The organism is Pedobacter foliorum (genome assembly GCF_013266735.1).
Taxonomy (GTDB): Bacteria; Bacteroidota; Bacteroidia; order Sphingobacteriales; family Sphingobacteriaceae; genus Pedobacter; species Pedobacter foliorum.
In genome coordinates this window covers 415646-436250 of sequence record NZ_JABSNU010000004.1, presented here as the reverse complement: position 1 = coordinate 436250, position 20605 = coordinate 415646, and the positions used below count along the sequence as shown (strand labels likewise).

The window sequence follows — 20605 nt, the reverse complement described above, 5'->3', positions numbered from 1 at the left end:
AATGAAGAAGCTATTATTCGGTATTGCCGCGTTACTGTGTACCATAAACTCCGCCAATGCACAATTACTTAGCGGAGCAGTAAAATCTTCCAGAGCTGATAGCCTTAGAGGTGCACTTACTCCATTAAGAACCTGTTACGACATCAATTACTACCACCTTGATGTCAAAATAGACATCGATAACAAAGCCATAAGTGGAAGCAATGAGTTTAAGTTTACTGCAACTCAAAACTTCAACAAGCTACAATTTGACCTGTTCGACAACCTTAAAGTTGACAAGGTTATATTTAATGGTGCAGAACTACCTTTCAAAAGGGAGTTCAATGCAGTCTTTGTAACATTTCCTGCCGAGATTAAAAAAGGTGCAAAAGAAAGCTTTACCGTATTCTATTCAGGCAATCCGGTCATAGCAAAGAACCCGCCTTGGGATGGGGGATTTATCTTTACCAAAGATAAATCGGGCGATCCATGGGTTTCTGTTGCTTGTCAGGGCTTCGGCGCTAGCTGCTGGTGGCCAAACAAAGATCATCAAAGTGACGAGGTTGACAGTATGCTAATCAGCATAAGTGTACCTAAAGACCTTCAGGATATTTCAAATGGTCGTTTAAGAAGTACTGTTCAAAAACCAGATGGCTATACACAATACAATTGGTTTGTAGCCAATCCAATCAACAACTACAACGTAACTTTTTACGTTGGTAAATACGCACACTGGTCTGATCAATATCAGGGAGAAAAAGGCAATTTATCACTTGATTACTGGTCGCTAAAAGAAGACAGCGTAAAAGCTCGCCCCCATTGGGATGCAGATGTAAAACCAATGCTAAAATCTTTTGAGTATTGGTTCGGTCCTTATCCTTTTTATGAAGATGGATATAAACTGGTACAGGCTCCCCATTTAGGCATGGAGCACCAAAGTGCTGTTGCCTATGGCAATCAATTTAAAATGGGATACTCTGGAAGAGACCTGTCAGATTCAGGTTGGGGTTTAAAATTCGACTTCATCACTATCCACGAAAGTGGACATGAATGGTTTGGAAACAACATCACCTCAAAAGATATCGCCGACATGTGGATTCATGAAGCTTTCACAAACTATTCTGAAACCCTATTCACAGAATCAGAGCATGGCAAACAAGCCGGTTCAGATTATGTTGTAGGCATCAGACACAACGTCCGTAACGACATTCCAATCATCGGGCAATATAACGTCAACAATGAAGGATCAGGCGATATGTACTACAAAGGTGCAAACATGATCCACGCCATCCGTCAGTTGATTAATGATGATGAGAAGTTCAAAAACATATTAAGAGGATTAAATAAAACATTCTATCATAAAACCGTTACCACACAAGAGGTAGAAAATTACATCGCAAAACAAAGTGGCTTAAAGCTGGATAAAATATTTGACCAGTACCTTCGTTATGCAAACATCCCTACTTTGGAATATAAGGTTGACGGCTCAAAACTATCTTACCGATGGCTAGCTGATGTAAAGAATTTTGATATGCCGGTTAGGGTAACTCTAAAAGAGAACTCCTTTTCACTCCTACATCCCTCTACACAGTGGAAAACAGCAGAATTAGGCAAAGGCATAACAGCGGATACTTTCAAAGCTGACAGGAACTTTTATATTAAACTTAAAAAATCATAGAAATTTATAAATAAGGTGCAACTAATTGCTTTTCTCTGCGTCATATAGAAAAACCTAAACAAAATGAAAAAATTAAGTTCAATACTAATCCTGGCATTCTTAGCAATTGGAATAACCAGCAAAGCTCAACAGAGACAAGTAAGTAATTTTACAGGAATCGAAATAGGTGGTTCTATTAATGCCATAGTTAAGCTTGGCAACACAGAAAGCCTTAAATTAGAAGGAGATCAGGAAGCTATAGACAACCTTATTACCGAAGTAAAAAATGGCGTTCTTACCATTAAGCCAAAAACAAAGTGGAACGACTGGTTTAAAAAATTCAAAAATGCAAAAATCACAGCCTATATTACTGCCAAAAAGATCACCTCATTAGGATTGAGCGGCTCCGGAAGTATAGACGTTGATGGAACAATTAATTCTTCCTCATTAAGCGTTGCTGTAAGTGGCTCTGGCAACATCAAAGCCTCAGCAACTGTAACTAAGTTCGAAGGTGCAATCAGCGGCTCAGGCGGCCTGTCAATTAACGGGAAAGCCAAAGATTCAGAAGTTGCCGTTAGTGGATCAGGTACATTCTCCGGAAAGAATTTCTCGGTAGAGACGATTTCAGCTCATGTAAGCGGTTCTGGAAACATTTACATTGATGCACAAAAAAGCATTGAAGCAGCAATCAGCGGATCAGGAAACATAAGCTATTCGGGTAATCCTACAATTCAAAAATCAGTATCGGGATCAGGTGGTGTAAGAAAGATATAAGTGCCATCATCCTGAACACACTTGTCATCCTGAATTTATTTCAGAACCTCACACCTGTCGGGCGGACTTACTAGTCCGAGATCCTGAAATAAATTCAGGATGACGATCAAATGAAAGATGAACACATTAAAAAGGGCCTGATCAATCGATCAGGCCCTTTTTAATATAAGTTAACACAAGCGCCTAAACGCCTAACAATAATCTAGCAGGATCTTCTAACAATTGTTTAACCCTTACAAGGAAACCTACCGACTCTCTTCCATCAATAATTCTGTGGTCATAAGATAAAGCCACATACATCATCGGACGAATTACAACCTCTCCTTTTTCAGCAATCGGGCGCTCAATAATATTGTGCATACCTAAAATTGCAGACTGAGGAGCATTAATGATTGGAGTAGACATCATCGATCCAAACACACCACCATTAGTGATAGTGAATGTACCACCTGTCATTTCATCAATAGTTAATTTGCTGTCACGTGCTTTAGTAGCAAGCTCAATAACAGTTTTCTCGATCTGAGCAAGGCTCATGCTTTCTGCATTTCTAATAATTGGAACAACCAATCCTTTAGGAGCAGAAACCGCGATAGAGATATCAGCAAAGTCATTATAAACGATCTCTTCGCCATCAATTTTAGCATTTACAGCTGGGAAATCTTTTAATGCCTCGCAAACAGCCTTAGTAAAGAAGCTCATGAAGCCTAAGCCTACACCAAATTTCTCTTTAAACTGATCTTTATATTTACCTCTCAAATCCATGATTGGTTTCATGTTAACCTCGTTAAACGTAGTTAACATTGCAGTCTCATTTTTAACAGTAACCAATCGCTTAGCAACTGTTTTACGCAACGGCGACATTTTCACTCTGCGCTCATTTCTAGCACCTGCAACAGCAGTTACCGGAGCAGCACTAGGAGCAGGAGCTGCAGCTTTTGGTTGAGATTTCTCTGCAGCCACCGCATCTTCCTTAGTAATTCTACCATCAACACCTGTTCCTTTTACAGAAGCAGGATCAACACCTTTCTCAGCAAGAATCTTTCCTGCAGCAGGAGAGGGAGTTCCGGTAGCATAATTCTCGCCACCTTTTTCAGCAACCGGAGCAGCAACCTTATCTGCAGCCGCAGCAGGTTTTTCTTCCTTAGCTGGTTCTTCTTTAGCTTTAGGTGCAGCGCCACCATCTTCAATTTTACAAACTACAGCACCAATTGCAAGGGTATCACCTTCGGCTGCTACTGTTTTTAAAGTTCCGGCTTGTTCTGCAGTTAATTCAAAAGTTGCTTTATCAGATTCCAATTCAGCAATTACTTCATCCATTTCAACTACATCCCCATCATTTTTTACCCAACGTGATAAAACAACTTCGGTTATCGACTCACCTACTGGCGGAACTTTTATTTCTATACTCATAACTGATGTATTATTTTTCTAATCTACATTATAAACTTTACTCACTGATTTTTTAGCAATCTTTTTATCCGCTTCAGAAACAGGAGCTTCAAAAGCTTTAGCTAAAATATAAGATTGTTGATCTGCATGTTGTCTTGCAAATCCAGTAGCAGTACTGCTACTTTCTTTTCTTGAAATCAGTTCAATATCACTAAAGATAGTTCTTCTTAATTTACGCAACAAATATGGCCAAGCTCCCATGTTCTCTGGTTCTTCCTGAACCCAAACTGCTTCTTTAGCATTTTTGTATTTCGTGTATACTGCTTCCATTTGATCTACCGGAGTAGGGTAAAGCTGTTCAACACGAACAATAGCAACATCTTTAATCCCTTCTTTTTGTTGTTTTTCTAACAACTCATAATAGATTTTACCAGAACAGAATAACACTCTTCTAACATCAGCTGCTTTAACGTTTTCATCATTAATAACCTCTTGGAATTTACCATCAGTAAATTCAGCAAGTTTCGACACACACTGAGGATTACGCAATAAACTCTTAGGCGTAAACACTACCAATGGCTTTCTGAAATCACGTTTAAACTGTCTGCGTAATGCGTGGAAGAAGTTAGCCGGAGTAGTACAGTTAGTTACCTGCATGTTGTAATCAGCACAAAGTTCCATAAAACGCTCAATCCTTGCAGATGAGTGCTCAGGACCTTGTCCTTCATAACCATGAGGCAATAACATTACCAAGCCATTTTCACGTTGCCATTTAGTCTCCGCACTTGCAATATACTGATCTACAACAATTTGCGCTCCATTAAAGAAGTCACCAAACTGAGCTTCCCAAATGGTAAGCGCATTAGGGTTAGCCATTGCGTAACCATATTCAAAACCTAGTACACCATATTCAGATAAATGCGAATTGTAAATATCAAACGGAGCCTGTTGGTCAGAAATGTTCGCCAATGGGATATATTCTTCTTCCGAATCTTCAAGGGTTATAACGGCATGTCTGTGAGAGAATGTTCCACGCTCTACATCTTGGCCGCTTAAACGCACTCTTTTTCCTTCGGCAAGCAAAGTACCATAAGCCAATTGCTCACCCATTGCCCAGTCGAACACATGAGTGGTATTTGCCATTTTGCTACGCTCCTCAAAAAGTTTCTCTATTTTCTTAAAGAACTTCTTGTTTGATGGAAGCGTACTTATTCTTTTTGCTACTTCAAGCAGCGTTGATTTCTTAACAGCAGTATTTGGCGAAGTTTCAAAATCCTTAGGCGTAGCTAAACGCATGTCTGACCATGCACCGCCAAATTTCACTTCACTATAAGTAGAAGTTACCGCTTTAGCCTCATTTAAACGTTCCTGTAATATACCACGGAACTCCTTCTCCATTTCCTTAGCTAAACTTGCTTCAAGTTTACCCTCACCAATCAACTGCTGAATATAAATATCACGCGGATTAGCATGCTTCTCTATACTTTTGTATAAAAGTGGCTGAGTGAACTTAGGCTCATCAGCCTCATTATGGCCAAATCTACGGTAACATAAAATATCAATGAATACGTCATTTTTATATTTCTGACGATATTCCATTGCTAAATTAATCGCATAAACTAAAGCCTCAGGATCATCCCCATTCACATGGAATACCGGCGATAAAGTTACTTTAGCAATATCAGTACAATAAGTACTGGTACGACCATCTTTATAGTTGGTAGTAAAACCGATCTGGTTGTTAATAATCAAATGAATTGTACCACCTGTTTTATAACCATCCAAACCAGCCATCTGAATTACCTCATAAACAATACCCTGTCCTGCAACAGAAGCATCACCATGTATTAAAATTGGTGCAATACGAGCATTGTCGCCACCATATTTAAAGTCAATTTTAGACCTGGTCATACCTTCTACTACCCCATTCACTGTTTCCAGGTGAGAAGGGTTAGGGCATAAACTCAAATGCACGCTGCTACCGTCGTTTGTAGTAACATCAGTTGAGTAACCAAGGTGATATTTAACGTCACCTCCAAAAGGAGATTCAGCACTGTAACCTTTACCTTCAAATTCAGCAAAGATATCCTTATAGGTTTTCTGCATGATATTGGCAAGAACGTTTAAGCGTCCTCTGTGAGCCATACCAATTACAAACTCTTCAATTCCAAGTTCTGCACCTTTTTCAATTACTGAATCCAATGCAGGAATTAAAGCTTCAGCTCCTTCAAGAGAAAAACGCTTCTGACCAAGAAACTTAGTCCCAAGGAAATTCTCAAAGCTAACCGCCTCATTCAATTTCTTCAATATCCTTCTTTTCTCTTCGATAGAGAAATTTGGAGTATTGCGTACACTCTCCATTTTGTGTTCAATCCACGAAAGGATTTCAGGAGTACGTACATACTTATATTCTGCACCAATAGAGCCGCAGTAAGTTTGCTTTAAAAAAGCAATGATATCACTAAGCTTAGCTGCTCCGATACCAATCTCAATCCCAGAATTAAATACAGTGTCCAGATCCGACTTTGCCAATCCAAAGTTTTCCATGTCCAAAGTAGGCAAATGGTGACGTCTTTCCCTTACCGGATTGGTTTGGGTGAACAAGTGACCACGCTGGCGATATCCGTTGATTAAATTAAGGACATTAATTTCCTTTAAAAAATGCTCAGGAGTCTCCGAACTAACCGATGTTCCTGAAGACCCTCTTCCAAAATCAAAGCCTTCAAAAAACTTTTGCCAACCAAACTCAACAGAATTAGGATCTTGTTTATAAGACTGATATAAGGATTCTATGTATTCGGCATTTGCGCCGTTGAGATAAGATAAATTATCCATTATGTGTGAATTGCTATAAGTGTTGCAAAATTAGGATTTTTTACCTTAATAAACAGGTAAACTTCCTTATAAATCTTCAAGAAAATCAACCATATCACAAACATTTTTCAATGGCGTTAGCTGATCCTTCACAAGAATATCAAATTCTGATATCAAACTCCCTGCCACTAACAATGGCACGTTCAGATTATCCATCACCTTTCCCACAATTTTATTGATATCCTTACCCAAATTTAATGAAGTCAACACAATAAACGAATAGTCCGGCTGATAAGAAGCGACTATTTTTTTCAGGTCAGCATAAGGAATTCCAGAACCAAGATACAATGTATCCTGTCCGCAGCTTTTCAATAAATATCTGGTAAACAGTAAACCTACCTCATGCATCTCGGCCTCCGGTAAAAAAAGCAAAAATCGTTTAGGTCTATCTTTATGTGGTTTTTCAACCCTATCAATCTCAACAATTATACGGTCTCTTATTAGGTTAGAAGCAAAATGCTCATGAGAAGGATCAATGGCTCCGGTTTGCCAAAGCATCCCAACCTTCTTCATAAAAGGAAACAACACAAGATCCATTGTTTTAATCAAGCCCATTTCGGTAATACAACCTGCCAAAATCTCGGAAAAAGCGACTTCATCATAATCAACGGTAGCGTTAGAAAGACTTAGTATCTGTACCGAATCATTATTCCAATTAGTTTTAAGTTGAACAACCAAATCCGAAATCTGCGTCCGACTCATTTTAGCTATTTTGCTAATCTTGTAACCATTTTCATTAAGCGTAACAATATTTAAAAGGGCTTTTAAATCATCCTCATCATAATACCTGATGTTAGTTAATGTCCGTTTAGGTGGCACAAGATTATAGCGGATTTCCCACACCCTAATGGTATGTGCTTTTATGCCTATGAGGCCTTCTATATCGCTAATTGAGTATTTTTTCACCTATTATGAACAACAAATGTTAAACAAGTTTGTTTAAAAAACAATTTTTGTTCAACATTCCTACAATAGCTGTTTTAATAAAGTAAAAGTGTGCAGGTAATAATATCACACAAGAGATGCTGCATCGGGCGATACTACATCTAGAATTTTCATTTGTTTATCAAGATCAAAAGCATTCTTCGATTTAAGATCTAAACCTGCACCAGCTACATTTGCCCAGTTCCCCCAGTTACTTGCAGGAGCATAATCAATCAGCTTTTCTTCAAAATATGCAGCACCTATTGTCCAGTGAACCTTTAAAACATGAATCAAATAAGTGGCAACAATTAAACGTGCAGCATGAGAAATAAATCCAGAGTCATTCAACTCCTTCATATGTCTATCAACAAGCAAATGTCCTGTTTCACCATTTTTCCAATTCCTAACCGCAGTCTCATCAACTTCAACCGGCGATAAAATCAGTTCTTCAAAATCAGTTTCCTGGAAAAACTTTACTCCATGTTTTTTAAACATGAATCTAAAATAATCTCGCCAAAGCAATCCAAGTAGGATCTGATTAAAATTAGGATTTGCACCAAAACTTGCTTCGGCCTCTTTAACCATCCAGTAAACCTTTCTAGGTGAAAGACAACCAAACGAAAGCCAAGCAGATATTTTAGAAAAGAATCCAGGTCTATCCAAAGCAGCTTTTGGGCTATATTTAATGTAAATCTCTGAACCCGGTTCAAGTAATTTTGTCAGGTGCGCTAACCCCGCCAGCTCTCCCCCTCTCAACTCATTGTCGAAATTCACAAAACTAGCTTCAGCAAAACCTAACTCTAGCAACGAAGGCAATGCACCCCAATTTTCATTTTCAACAAAAGCAACCTCTAACGGCGATTCAAAACAAGATTTTACAATCGCATCGCGCTCGGTTTTCTTTTTAAACTGAGTAAACACATCAGGAATATCTTTAATAGGGAAAGGCAAATCCTCTTTATTATAAAGCGTATGCCCTATAAAATGTCGTAAATTAATAGTTTGTTTCCACAGGATGTCCTCTACATAAGTAGAGATTAAAGTCTCCTCTGGCCCAACCTCTCTATGATGATAAACCTCCGAAATCTCTAACTGCTCAACAATAGCCGGTATATGCTCCTCAGGTTTACCCTGAATAACCAATATATCACCACCTAATTTTTGAAATGCTGCTCTTAACGACGAAACACTTTCCAACAAGAACTGTGCTCTGCGCACTCCCGTCTTCTCTGTTTCAAATGAAGTACCCTCAAAATGTCGCGGATCAAAGAAATAAATTGGCAAAATACAATCTGATTTAGCAATTGCTTCAACTAACATTTCATTATCATGTAAGCGAAGGTCATTCCTGAACCACACCAATATTTTCTTAGACTTCATTAACTTGCAACTGAGTTTTGTGTACTAATTACAAAAATATACGATTTTTTATCCGAATAAGAATCATAACGCCAATATTTACACTAGCGAAACAAATGAATGGTATAAAAAGCCTTTTTTGCAAAACTAAAGTTCAAACAATAGGTTATTGAAGTATGAAAAATCAAATCTTGATTACAGGAGCGACCGGAATGGTAGGCAAAAAGTTAATAAATGCCCTCCACAATAACGGACATAAAGTTTCTGTACTTACCAGGAAAGCTACCAATATAAAAAATGCAACCGTTTATTTATGGGACGTTTACAAGCAACAAATAGACCCCAATTGCCTCCAGGGAATAGATACCATAATCCATTTGGCTGGAGAAAACATTGCAGATAAAAAATGGACAAAAGAACGCAAACAACAGATTATTGATAGCAGGGTAATGTCTGCCCAACTACTTCATAAAGCCATTAAAGAAACACAATCTCCCGTAAAAACCTTTATCTCTGCCTCTGCGATCGGTTACTATGGTAATCGGGGCGACGAGATACTGACTGAAGAATCAGGAACCAGCACAGGCTTTCTTGCCAGATGCTGCAAGTTATGGGAGGATGCAGTCGATGAAGGTGCCTCACCCGACTTAAGGATAGTCAAATTCAGAATAGGTTTTGTTCTTGGTAAATCAGAAGGTGGATTAGCCGCTTTAGAAAAACCCATCCGTTACTTTGTTGGCGCACCTCTTGGCAGCGGAAAGCAATGGACACCATGGGTACATGTTGACGACATTGTAAACATGTTTATTTCAGCAGTAGAAAACCCTTCCTATCAAGGAACTTACAACGCTTGCGCACCTTTTCCCGTAACCAACGAAACGCTAACTAAGGCCATCGCAAAAACAATAAACCGCCCTGTATGGCCAATTCATGTACCCGAAAAAGTATTGGAAATGATTCTCGGAAAAATGAGCATATTGCCCCTCATTAGTACAAACACATCTGCACAGAAACTGCTAGATGCAGGTTTTCAATTTAAATACACGCATCTGGAAGATGCATTGAACGACATTTACAAATAGTGGAAAAAGAAATAAGCATTTGCTGGCTCCGAAGAGATTTAAGGTTAAACGACAATGCAGCACTTTACCAGGCGCTTAAGAGCCCATACCCCGTGCTCATCCTTTTTATATTTGACACCAAGATCCTCAGTAAGCTTTCTAACGAGGAAGACCCAAGAGTAACCTTTATACATCAGACACTTCAGGAAATCCAAAAAGAACTTTCTACACATGGATCTACCATAGTTGTTAAACATGGCACCCCAGAAAAGGTATGGACTGAAATCTTAAAAACCTACAATGTAAAAGCTGTTTACACCAATCACGACTACGAACCCAATACAATTGAAAGAGATGATGCATTAGCAGAATACCTCGCCTCTGAACAAATTGAGTTTAAGACACTTAAAGATCAGGTCATCTTCGAAAAAAACGAGATACTAAAAGCTGATGGTAAACCCTATACTGTTTTTACCCCCTACTTCAATCAATGGCGAGCTAAGCTTAATGAATTTTACATTAAGTCATATCCATCAACTAAATATTTCAACAATCTGCTTAAAACAATCCCGCTCCCAATTCCTACATTAACAGAAATTGGATTTAAACAATCAAACCAAAAATTCCCATCAACAAGTTTCAAGAGTAAACTTGCCGACTACGAAGACAAAAGAGATTTCCCAGGTACAGATGCCACCACACATATCGGTATGCACCTACGCTTTGGCACAATAAGCATCAGAGAAGCTGCACAACAAGCTTTAAAACAAGGTGCCGATAAATGGCTATCTGAACTTGCATGGAGAGATTTCTATATGATGATTCTTTGGCACTTCCCCCGAATCGTCAATCAATCCTTTAAACCTGCTTACGACAATATTAAATGGCTCAACAATGAATCAGACTTCGAAGCATGGTGCCAAGGAAAAACAGGCTACCCATTAGTAGATGCAGGAATGCGACAGCTCAATCAAACCGGATATATGCATAATCGTGTCCGCATGGTAGTAGCCTCCTTTTTAACCAAACACTTGCTAATAGACTGGCGCTGGGGCGAAACCTATTTTGCAGAAAAACTATTAGACTATGAAATGGCAAGCAATATTGGAGGCTGGCAATGGTCATGCGGATGTGGAAACGATGCCGCACCATATTTCCGCGTGTTCAATCCAGAGCTTCAAGCCAAAAAGTTCGACCCTGATCAAGTCTACATCAACCATTGGCTACCCGAGTATAAAACAAAAAAGCATGCCCAACCTATAGTTGAACATGCTTTTGCAAGGGAAAGAGTATTAAAAGTTTTTAAAGATGCCCTAAACGAATAAGCTCATCCAAGTTACCTTAACGAATTAATTGGTAACGTCAACTATTTCGATATCAAAATCTAAACAAGCATTCGGAGGAATCGTCACCACACCAGTTGATGCATTTGTTGAACCTGCAGTCCCATAAGCTTCTGAAGATGGAATAAAAAGTCTTATTTTCGCACCTTTTCTTGCTCCAGGAATGTCTTTCAACACTTCCCATCCAGAAATAACTTGCAATAAGGTAGTTGTAAATGTCCCGTCTGTACTAGAATCAAATACAGTTCCTCCCAAATCACGTCCAGTATAATTAATTTTCAAACTCGAAGAAACATCAATTGGTGCATCACCAGTACCTGGAAGTATAACCGAATAATAAACTCCAGTTGGTTGATCTTTTGTAGCCGTTAAACCCTTTGAAGCTAAAAAATCTGTAATTCTCTTATCGTCCAATAACCTCTGAGATTTCTGAGGATAAGTGGTAACTGTCAATTCAATATTCTCATTTGAAGGAACATTCAATGCAGTAGATCCATTCTTACCAAAAGCTAAATACGATGGCAATAAAATTCTTGCTACACCACCTGGTTTAAGTTTTTGCAATACTGTTCTTAAACATGGAATACTCAACCTCACATTACTTGAATAAGAAAAAACACTTGCGTACCCAACATAAGTTCCAAAGTTAGAGATAGCAGAAGTAGTGTAATAAGTAGTTCCGTTAAGTAATGATTTTATAGAAAGGCTATACAACACTGAATCAGCAGTACCATCAGCCTTAAAAAACTCACCTGTACCTGGAGTTATAATTTGATAATAAAATCCTGTTTTATCAGGATCCTCAATTGCATCTGTAATATTATTCTTAGAGATGTAGTCTTTTATTTTAGTATCATCTATACTTTGAATGGACTCATATTCCTTCTTACAAGAATTTAGGAGAATCAAACCCGCTAGAATAAAGGTATATGAGGTTATTTTTTTTAACATACTATTTTGTTTTATCTACTTTTTTAGCAACTTTTTTATAACTAATATTAAAATACAACACAGAATTAGCTGGCACTCCCGGCGTAACATAATTCCTATAGGCCAGCAATGAAGGCACCAGCAACTCAATCTTGCCTCCAGGTTTAATAAGATTCAAGCCAATCTCCCATCCAGGCATTACACTATTTCGAATAAACTTAAACTGATTATCCGCAGTAGCCTTACTAAAAATTGAGTCAGTCATCAACCTACCTTCATACTCTACAGTTAAAGTATCAGTTGCTGCAATATCATTAGCACCAGTACCCGGAGTTAAAATTCGATAATATAATCCACTATCATCCCTAGTAAAGGTAGCCCCATGCTTTGCCGCCCAATCTTTAATTATCGCTTCATCAATTGCAAGCTGAGCATTTGCATCATAGACCTCAGGTTTCGTACATGCAGCTAATACGCCAACAATGACAGCTAACCCTAATAAAAGCCTATTTTTTAACATAATGCACAAAAATAGTCTTTTATTAGTGATAGAACAATTTTTAACCAATTTTAACAATTAGGGGCTAGAGCGACGTAGCCGTCATGCTGAGAGCCTAGCATTAGAAAAAAATACAAAAAAGTGGTAGTGACAATTTTGTATAATCGGTCGTCATCCTGAATTTATTTCAGGACCCCTCAAGAGAAAGAAAACCTAGCTAGTGCGAGATACCGCCCTTCGGCGGCATGACGAACACATTAGCAGAGTGTTTAAAAAACAATCTGTCATTGGTAATTTATTTCAGCATCACTCAAGAGAAAGGCAAACCTGCAAGTCCCAGATGCTGAAAATAAATTCAGCTTGACGACTAACAAAAAAACGCTCCTAAAATATTTAGGAGCGTCCAGTTTATTTATGAAATGTTACCTCTAGTGTATAGTAAGTTAGTAACAATATCTATTAGCAGCTATCAACTGCTGTGCCACATTTTGGCGTACATTCTTAACATTAAACGGCTCTGCTTTAGTAAACCTGCGTAAGCCCACCATCATCATCCTCAACTCATCACCCTCAGCAAAAGCCCAAAGCGCCTCTTTACCAGCTTTTTGAACCGCATCAACAGCCTCTACAAAGTAGATTCTCATCAAACTCAACTGCCCTTCACACTCCTTCTCGCCCTTAATACTTACCAGTTTTTCAGTTCTCAACATTGCCGATTCAGCCACATAAACATAACTAGCCATGTCTGCAATGTTCATCAAAATCTCCTGTTCTTTAGACAAGCTCATCATCAACTTCTGAACCGCAGCCCCAGCCACCATTAAAGTCGCCTTTTTTAAGTTCTTAATGATCTTCTTTTCTGCCGCGAACAATGTATCATCCTCCTCACCAAAATCAGGAATAGACATCAACTCAGCTGCAACTGCAGTTGCAGGCGTCATCAAATCCAACTCACCCTTCATTGCGCGCTTCAACATCATATCAACGGTAAGCAACCTGTTTATCTCATTGGTACCCTCAAATATCCTGTTAATCCTCGCATCGCGATAAGCCCTATCCATTGGCGCTTCTGCCGAGAATCCCATACCACCATAAATCTGCACCCCCTCATCAACAACGAAATCCAGCGCTTCCGATCCCCACACCTTCAATATCGCACACTCAACAGCAAACTGCTCAGTAGATTTCAATTTAGCTTTACCAGCATCCATACCACCTGAAACCAATGCATCATAAGCATCATCAATATTCTGACCTGCACGGTAATTTGCCGATTCCACCGCATAAACCTTAGAAGCCATCTCGGCAAGTTTATGACGAATAGCACCATACTTAGAGATAGGTCTTTCAAACTGAATACGCTCATTCGAATAATTAATAGCCGTATCAATAACAGATTTAGAAGCACCGATAGCCGCAGCTGCCAGCTTAATCCTTCCAATATTTAAAATATTTACAGCGATCTTAAATCCGTTTTCACGCTCAGATAACATGTTCTCAACAGGTACAGGGCAATCATTAAAAAATACCTGTCTGGTCGAAGACCCTTTGATACCCATCTTATGCTCTTCAGGATTCATGGTAATACCACCAAAATCACGCTCAACAATAAAGGCGGTTAAGTTTTTATCATCATCAATCTTAGCAAACACAATAAACACATCAGCAAACCCACCATTGGTGATCCACATTTTCTGACCATTGATCACATAATGTTTACCATCAGCACTCAACTTAGCTTTTGTTTTACCAGAGTTCGCATCAGAACCAGAGTTTGGTTCCGTTAAACAATATGCAGCTTTCCATTCGCCGGTAGCCAGCTTAGGAATATATTTATCTTTTTGGGCAATATTTCCATAATACAAAATAGGCAAAGTACCAATCCCGGTATGTGCAGAAAGCGCAACAGCAAAAGAATGACCCGCACCAATAACATCAGCTACCAGCATCGAGGTATTAAAATTCTTTCCAAAACCCCCATATTCTTCAGGTATAGATACCCCCAGAATACCCAGTTCACCTGCTTTATCCATCAACGAAGGCATTAAACCTTCTTCCTGCGTATCAATACGATCAAGATTTGGGTACACCTCTGCCACAAGGAAATCACGACAGGTCTGCGCAATCATTTTCTGCTCTTCATCAAATTCTTCAGGAATAAATACATCCTGATAAGTGGTTTCCGTTATCAAAAACTCTCCACCCTTAATAGTCTTTTTGTCAGTAGTTTCCATATACCTATAAGATTAAAGCATTTCAAAAATACCGGCTGCACCCTGTCCGCTACCCACGCACATGGTTACCATACCGTATTTCTGTTTTCTTCTTTTTAATTCACTAAACAATTGCACAGAAAGCTTGGCACCGGTACACCCAAGCGGGTGACCAAGTGCAATAGCACCTCCGTTAACATTTAAAATATCTCTATTGATGCCCAATTCTCTAACAACCGCAAGCGACTGAGAAGCAAAGGCCTCATTCAATTCAATCAATTCAATCTGATCAAGCGTCATGCCTGCCTGTTTCAAAGCTTTAGGAATTGCGTAGATAGGTCCGATTCCCATAATACGTGGGGGCACACCGGCAATACCGTAACTCACCAAACGCGCGATAGGTTCAACACCCAATTCCTTCATTTTCTTTTCAGAAACAACCAATACGAACGCCGCACCATCAGATGTCTGCGAAGAATTCCCCGCAGTAATACAACCATCCGCAGCAAACACAGGCTTCAATTTAGCCAGCTTTTCTACCGAAGTATCAGCCCTTGGCCCTTCATCAGTATCTACCACATAGCTTCTGGTTTTCTTTTTCATATCGGCATCCAGATAGTTTTCATTTACCGTAATAGGTAAAATACCATCTTTCAAGTGACCATTTTTAATCGCTTCAACAGCTTTCTGGTGTGACAAATAAGAAAACTCATCCTGATCTTCCCTACTCACATTATACTCTTTAGCTACCGCCTCAGCAGTTAGCCCCATACCCCAATACCAATCTGGATTAACCCGAGCAACATCCGCATTCGGAACAACTTTCCAACCACCAAACGGCATACCCGACATCACTTCAACCCCACCGGCAATAATGCAATCAGCCATGCCACTTTTAATTTTGGCAACCGCCGTAGCAATAGTTTCTAAACCCGATGCACAATACCTATTGATCGTAACCCCCGGCACCTTATCAGTATCCAACCCCATCAAAGAGATCATACGGCCAATATTTAGTCCTTGCTCTGCCTCTGGAGTTGCATTACCCACAATTACATCATCAATCTGTTCCTTTTCAAGGTTCGGCACCGATGCCACCAAATGTCTGATTACTTCAGCAGCCAAATCATCGGCCCTAGTAAAACGAAATACACCACGCGGGGCCTTGCCCACTGCCGTACGATATCCTGCTATTATATATGCTTCTTGCATGTCTATATCTATTAAATAGCTTAGTTTCTAAGCGGTTTACCTTTTGTAACTATACTCTGAATACGCTCTAAAGTCTTCCTTTCACCGCATAGCGATAAAAACACTTCCCTTTCTAGGTCAAGCAAATACTGCTCGGTCACTTCTGTTGGCGACGAAAGATCACCACCACACATCACCCAACCCAATTTCTCAGAGATCTTTTTATCATGTTCAGAAATATAATGACCAGAATACATGGTATTCGCACCAGCGTACACAATACCTAAGCCTTGTTTACCCAACACTTTAATGTCCTTACGTCTAAGCGGTTGCGTATAACCCGCCTCAGCAAGTTCAATTGCCTTAGCTTTCGCATCAGCAATAAGCCTGCTTCTATTCATAGAAATAGAATACTTACCTTTTTGAAGATAACCCAACTCAAAAGCCTCAACAGCCGAGGTCGAAACCTTAGCCATACCGATAGTTAAAAACCTATCCTTAAGCACATTTTGAACAATCTGATCATCATTATACTCGTCAGAAGCCCTTAAAGCAAACTCCTTAGTACCGCCACCACCAGGAATAACACCAACACCAAACTCAACCAACCCCATGTAAGTCTCAGCGTTAAGCTGCACGTGATCTGCATGTAAACTAAACTCACAACCACCACCAAGCGTAAGATTATGCGGAGCAACAACTACCGGAATAGAAGAATATCTAATACGCATAGAAGTATTCTGGAACATCCTAATTGCCATATTCAACTCTTCCCACTCCTGCTCAACCGCCATCATAAAGATCATCCCTACATTGGCACCGGCCGAGAAGTTTGCACCATCATTACCAATCACTACCCCTCTGTAATCCTTTTCCGCCATATCAATTGCTTTATTAATGGCTTGCAATGTATCGCCTCCAATGGTATTCATTTTCGAATGAAACTCTACGTTGATAATTCCATCACCCAAATCAATGATAGAAGCACCGGAATTTTTCCAGATCACCTTGTTGGCTCTTAAATTATCAAGAATGATAAATGCCTCAGCACCCGGAACCGCTTTATAGCTCTTAGTAGGAATATCGTAATACTTACGAACCCCATCCTCTACCTTGTAAAACGATGCATTTCCGGCAGCAAGCATTTCATGAACCCAGGTTGCAGCCTCGTGTCCATACTTTTTCATGCCTTCAATAGACGCTGCAATACCTACTGCATCCCAAACTTCAAACGGACCTAAGTCCCATCCGAAACCGGCACGCATAGCATCATCAATTCTATATAGTTCATCAGAAATCTCAGGAATCCTGTCCGACACATACTCGAACAAACCAAAAAACGAAGCCCTAAAAAGCTCGCCTGCTTTGTCTTTACCCGCAGCAAACACCTTCATCCTATCTTTCACATTTTCAATTGGTTTAGTCAAATCAAGCGTAGCCGACTTAACTTTTACCTGAGGTCTGTATTCCAGCGTTTTCAAATCAAGCGCAAGAATCTCTGTTTTGCCCTCTGCTGTTTTTGTTTTCTTATAAAAGCCCTGATTGGTTTTATCACCAAGCCATTTATTGGCCTCCATCTTTTCTACATAAGCCGGAAGCTTAAAAAGATCGTGAGCTTTATCATCCGGACAATTATCATAAAGTCCTTTAGCCACCTTAATCATGGTATCTAACCCTACAACATCAGTAGTACGGAAAGTTGCCGATTTCGGTCTGCCCAATGCCGGACCAGTATATTTATCTACCTCCTCTACCGTCAGCTCCATCTTTTCAACCAGATGCAACAGCGACATAATAGAATACACACCAACCCTGTTAGCAATAAATGCAGGCGTATCTTTACATAAAACCGTGGTTTTACCTAAAAACTTGTCGCCATAATGCATCAGAAAATCTACCAGCTCAGGCTTGGTATGCGGAGTAGGTATAATTTCAAGTAACCTTAAATAACGAGGGGGATTAAAGAAATGCGTTCCGCAGAAATTCGCTTTAAAGTCATCGCTTCTACCCTCAGCCATCATATGAATCGGAATCCCCGAAGTATTCGAAGTAACCAAAGTACCCGGCTTGCGATGTTGCTCTACCTGCTCAAATACTTTTTTCTTGATATCCAGATTCTCTACAACAACCTCTATAATCCAATCGCAACCTGAAATTTTCGACATATCATCATCAAAATTACCGGTAGTAATTTTGCCAAGCACTTTCTTAGAATAAACTGGCGAGGGATTGGTTTTTACAGCTGTTTGTAATGCCGTATCCACTATTCCATTTCTGGGCCCCTCCTTTGGCACGATATCTAACAACAAGACCTCAACACCTATATTTGCAAAGTGACAGGCAATACGCGATCCCATAATTCCGGATCCCAATACCGCTACCTTATTTATCTTTTTGTTTATCATTTCCATCAGTATATTTTATGCTTTTAATGATTATCAAGCTACTACTAGCCTTTATCTACCCCATTTTCTATAGGGGTTTTATAAGCTAAAGTCAGTTTATTTAATTTCTGCAAGGACAGTATCAAATTGTTCTTTTCATGAGAATTTAAGTTTGCATTTAAGTACTCATTAAATGAAATAACAACTCCTTTTGCCAACTGCCTTTTCTCGCGTCCAAAATCTGTAAGGTAAACTTTAACCGAACGCTTATCTCCAGCCGAAGTTTCCCTGTATATTAACCCAGATTCTTCCATATTGTTTAACATTCTGGATAAACTTGTAGCTTTAACCCCAAGTAATCCGGCAAGCTGAGATACTGCCGTCCCCTCCTTGTCTATATTAATCAGAACATAACCAATTGCCTGGGTTATCCCGAATCCAGACGCGATCTGGTTATAGGTATTGGCCATGTTTTGCCACACTACCTTTAAAAAATAATCTATTGTCTCCTGCTGTTTCATCAAATACTATGCTTGCATAACAAAGCTATTGAATAAATAATTAGTTTGCAAGTATAATTCTCAAAATATTATCACATAAAAAAGCCACCCTAAATAATAGGGTGGCTTTTTAAACTTAATACCGTTCTAGACTAGTAAAGCGTAAACTCTACCCTTCTATTTTTCTGACGGCCTGCTGCAGTTTTGTTACTTGCAATCGGCTGACCCATGCCATATCCGGTTGCCTCAATACGCGAAGCATTAGCTCCTTGAGATACTAAATAAGCTTTAACCGATTCTGCTCTATCTTTAGATAATCTCATATTTAACGCAGCCGAACCTGTATTATCAGTATGACCGGCTAATTTCAAGCTAAAGTTTTTCTCTACTAAAAGAGCCGCAACGCGATTCAAAGTAGCATAAGATTTTGATCTGATGGTAGCTTTACCCAAATCAAACTCTAAGTTTTTAATCGCATCAGCAACAATCTTACGATCTGCTTCAGTAATAATTACTTTTTCAACCACTGGTACAGGTACTGCTAACGGGCATCCTGAACCATCAACCACAACACCGGCAGGCGTACCTGGGCATTTGTCCAATTTATCAGCAACACCATCACCATCTGTATCTTTCAACAGACCATCCATATCAGCTCTTAACTTTGCATTTTCTGCTTTTTGAGCATCAAGATCGCTTTTCAATCCATCAGCAGTTTGTTTAGCCTGTAAAGCCTCATCATACGTTAAAGCTACAGGATTGTGCCATGCCAATTGTTTCTTCCCGCTACCCAAAGCAAACTCTAAACCACCATAAGCATAAGAGTATTTATCGTTGCTTCCGCGATAGTAACCATCAAGATTGTCATTATCAACATAGTTCATGGTCCAACCTAAATCAAGATTTACCCTATCAGATAATTTAAATTTAGCACCAACACCAACAGGCACTATCAGTTCATTAAAAGTTTTGCCATCAGCATAATCAGTTAAGGCACCACTACCTGTCGAAGTTTTAACCTTGTAACCAGCCACACCAGCACCGGCCGAAGCATACAATTGCAATGCATTATTTTTATGGAACATGTCAATATTAAACAAATTCACTACTGCATTTAAGCTTGCCGAATAATCAAGATTCGTTTCAAAAGCACTAAGAGGGCTATCATTTACCGCTCCGCTTTTATATGGCTCCGAATTATCACCTTTCAATTTACCTCTTACCCCATCTAAACGCAACGAGAAATAAGGCGTAATTTGCTTTTTAATGTATAAGCCGTAACCTAAATTAGTTTTCCAGTTAGAGAAATCATTCTTTCCTCCCAATGGAGAGATAGGGGCCAATGCACCGGCATTAATACCAATAGACCATGTATTTAATTTAGTTGCATCAGAACTTGTTCCTTCTGTTTTTTCCTGAGCCTGAGCTGCACCACCAACAAGCAGAGCTGCAACAGCTAAGGGTAAACACTTAAATAGTCTTTGTTTCATAGATAGAGTTTTAAATAATTTTTCAGAATTCTTTAATT

Annotated in this window: 15 protein-coding genes; 4 read left to right on the top strand and 11 right to left on the bottom strand. The window is 39.3% G+C overall.

Going from position 1 to position 20605, the window contains the following annotated elements:
• Position 1 precedes the first annotated feature (1 nt).
• A complete protein-coding gene (locus HQN83_RS11550; protein WP_173090486.1) occupies positions 2-1657 on the top strand; it encodes a M1 family metallopeptidase in 1656 nt (551 codons plus the stop codon).
• 63 nt (positions 1658-1720) lie between these two features.
• Complete coding sequence (locus tag HQN83_RS11545; protein ID WP_173090485.1) at positions 1721-2410, top strand: head GIN domain-containing protein; 690 nt, start codon at positions 1721-1723, stop codon at positions 2408-2410.
• Between the two features lie 183 nt (positions 2411-2593).
• On the opposite strand, the gene odhB is transcribed toward HQN83_RS11545, so the two are convergent.
• From odhB to HQN83_RS11525, 4 genes are all read right to left on the bottom strand, one after another.
• Entirely contained in the window at positions 2594-3820 is a 1227-nt protein-coding gene (odhB, locus tag HQN83_RS11540; protein ID WP_173090484.1) for a 2-oxoglutarate dehydrogenase complex dihydrolipoyllysine-residue succinyltransferase, read from the bottom strand.
• An 18-nt stretch (positions 3821-3838) separates the two neighbouring features.
• The gene (locus tag HQN83_RS11535; protein ID WP_173090483.1) at positions 3839-6634 is read right to left on the bottom strand and encodes a 2-oxoglutarate dehydrogenase E1 component; all 2796 of its coding nucleotides are present in this window, start codon (positions 6632-6634) and stop codon (positions 3839-3841) included.
• 66 nt (positions 6635-6700) lie between these two features.
• Complete coding sequence (locus tag HQN83_RS11530; protein ID WP_317172503.1) at positions 6701-7579, bottom strand: MerR family transcriptional regulator; 879 nt, start codon at positions 7577-7579, stop codon at positions 6701-6703.
• Positions 7580-7684: 105 nt separating this feature from the next.
• Positions 7685-8977: a DASH family cryptochrome gene (locus HQN83_RS11525; RefSeq protein WP_173090482.1), complete on the bottom strand. Its 1293-nt coding sequence runs from the start codon at positions 8975-8977 to the stop codon at positions 7685-7687.
• A 155-nt stretch (positions 8978-9132) separates the two neighbouring features.
• Between HQN83_RS11525 and HQN83_RS11520 the strand changes: the two genes are divergently transcribed.
• Together HQN83_RS11520 and HQN83_RS11515 are read left to right on the top strand one after the other, a co-directional pair.
• Positions 9133-10038, top strand: a complete 906-nt coding sequence (locus HQN83_RS11520) for a TIGR01777 family oxidoreductase (RefSeq protein WP_173090481.1) — start codon at positions 9133-9135, stop codon at positions 10036-10038.
• Entirely contained in the window at positions 10038-11342 is a 1305-nt protein-coding gene (locus tag HQN83_RS11515; RefSeq protein ID WP_173090480.1) for a cryptochrome/photolyase family protein, read from the top strand. The genes HQN83_RS11520 and HQN83_RS11515 overlap by 1 nt, the downstream gene beginning before the upstream one ends.
• Before the next feature lie 24 nt (positions 11343-11366).
• On the opposite strand, the gene HQN83_RS11510 is transcribed toward HQN83_RS11515, so the two are convergent.
• The 7 genes from HQN83_RS11510 to HQN83_RS11480 all read right to left on the bottom strand — a co-directional run bounded on the left by HQN83_RS11510 (position 11367) and on the right by HQN83_RS11480 (position 20567).
• The gene (locus HQN83_RS11510; protein ID WP_173090479.1) at positions 11367-12311 is read right to left on the bottom strand and encodes an FKBP-type peptidyl-prolyl cis-trans isomerase; all 945 of its coding nucleotides are present in this window, start codon (positions 12309-12311) and stop codon (positions 11367-11369) included.
• A gap of 1 nt (position 12312) precedes the next feature.
• Positions 12313-12810: an FKBP-type peptidyl-prolyl cis-trans isomerase gene (locus tag HQN83_RS11505; RefSeq protein WP_173090478.1), complete on the bottom strand. Its 498-nt coding sequence runs from the start codon at positions 12808-12810 to the stop codon at positions 12313-12315.
• 422 nt (positions 12811-13232) lie between these two features.
• Positions 13233-15023 carry an acyl-CoA dehydrogenase family protein gene (locus HQN83_RS11500; RefSeq protein WP_173090477.1) on the bottom strand — a complete coding sequence of 597 codons (1791 nt, stop codon included), beginning with the start codon at positions 15021-15023 and terminating at the stop codon, positions 13233-13235.
• A gap of 12 nt (positions 15024-15035) precedes the next feature.
• Positions 15036-16214 (bottom strand): acetyl-CoA C-acyltransferase, encoded by a 1179-nt coding sequence (locus tag HQN83_RS11495; protein ID WP_173090476.1) that lies wholly within the window; start codon positions 16212-16214, stop codon positions 15036-15038.
• A 20-nt stretch (positions 16215-16234) separates the two neighbouring features.
• Positions 16235-18598, bottom strand: coding sequence for a 3-hydroxyacyl-CoA dehydrogenase/enoyl-CoA hydratase family protein (locus HQN83_RS11490; protein ID WP_173090553.1), 2364 nt, complete (start codon positions 18596-18598; stop codon positions 16235-16237).
• Positions 18599-18642: 44 nt separating this feature from the next.
• Positions 18643-19098, bottom strand: coding sequence for a MarR family winged helix-turn-helix transcriptional regulator (locus HQN83_RS11485; protein ID WP_173090475.1), 456 nt, complete (start codon positions 19096-19098; stop codon positions 18643-18645).
• 131 nt (positions 19099-19229) lie between these two features.
• Complete coding sequence (locus HQN83_RS11480) at positions 19230-20567, bottom strand: DUF6089 family protein (protein WP_173090474.1); 1338 nt, start codon at positions 20565-20567, stop codon at positions 19230-19232.
• Positions 20568-20605: the final 38 nt, after the last annotated feature.

Coding starts and splice junctions, on each gene's coding strand:
- HQN83_RS11550 (WP_173090486.1), top strand. CDS start 2: ATGAAGAAGCTATTATTCGGTATTGCCGCGTTACTGTGTACCATAAAC.
- HQN83_RS11545 (WP_173090485.1), top strand. CDS start 1,721: ATGAAAAAATTAAGTTCAATACTAATCCTGGCATTCTTAGCAATTGGA.
- odhB (WP_173090484.1), bottom strand. CDS start 3,820: ATGAGTATAGAAATAAAAGTTCCGCCAGTAGGTGAGTCGATAACCGAA.
- HQN83_RS11535 (WP_173090483.1), bottom strand. CDS start 6,634: ATGGATAATTTATCTTATCTCAACGGCGCAAATGCCGAATACATAGAA.
- HQN83_RS11525 (WP_173090482.1), bottom strand. CDS start 8,977: ATGAAGTCTAAGAAAATATTGGTGTGGTTCAGGAATGACCTTCGCTTA.
- HQN83_RS11520 (WP_173090481.1), top strand. CDS start 9,133: ATGAAAAATCAAATCTTGATTACAGGAGCGACCGGAATGGTAGGCAAA.
- HQN83_RS11510 (WP_173090479.1), bottom strand. CDS start 12,311: ATGTTAAAAAAAATAACCTCATATACCTTTATTCTAGCGGGTTTGATT.
- HQN83_RS11505 (WP_173090478.1), bottom strand. CDS start 12,810: ATGTTAAAAAATAGGCTTTTATTAGGGTTAGCTGTCATTGTTGGCGTA.
- HQN83_RS11500 (WP_173090477.1), bottom strand. CDS start 15,023: ATGGAAACTACTGACAAAAAGACTATTAAGGGTGGAGAGTTTTTGATA.
- HQN83_RS11495 (WP_173090476.1), bottom strand. CDS start 16,214: ATGCAAGAAGCATATATAATAGCAGGATATCGTACGGCAGTGGGCAAG.
- HQN83_RS11490 (WP_173090553.1), bottom strand. CDS start 18,598: ATGATAAACAAAAAGATAAATAAGGTAGCGGTATTGGGATCCGGAATT.
- HQN83_RS11485 (WP_173090475.1), bottom strand. CDS start 19,098: ATGAAACAGCAGGAGACAATAGATTATTTTTTAAAGGTAGTGTGGCAA.
- HQN83_RS11480 (WP_173090474.1), bottom strand. CDS start 20,567: ATGAAACAAAGACTATTTAAGTGTTTACCCTTAGCTGTTGCAGCTCTG.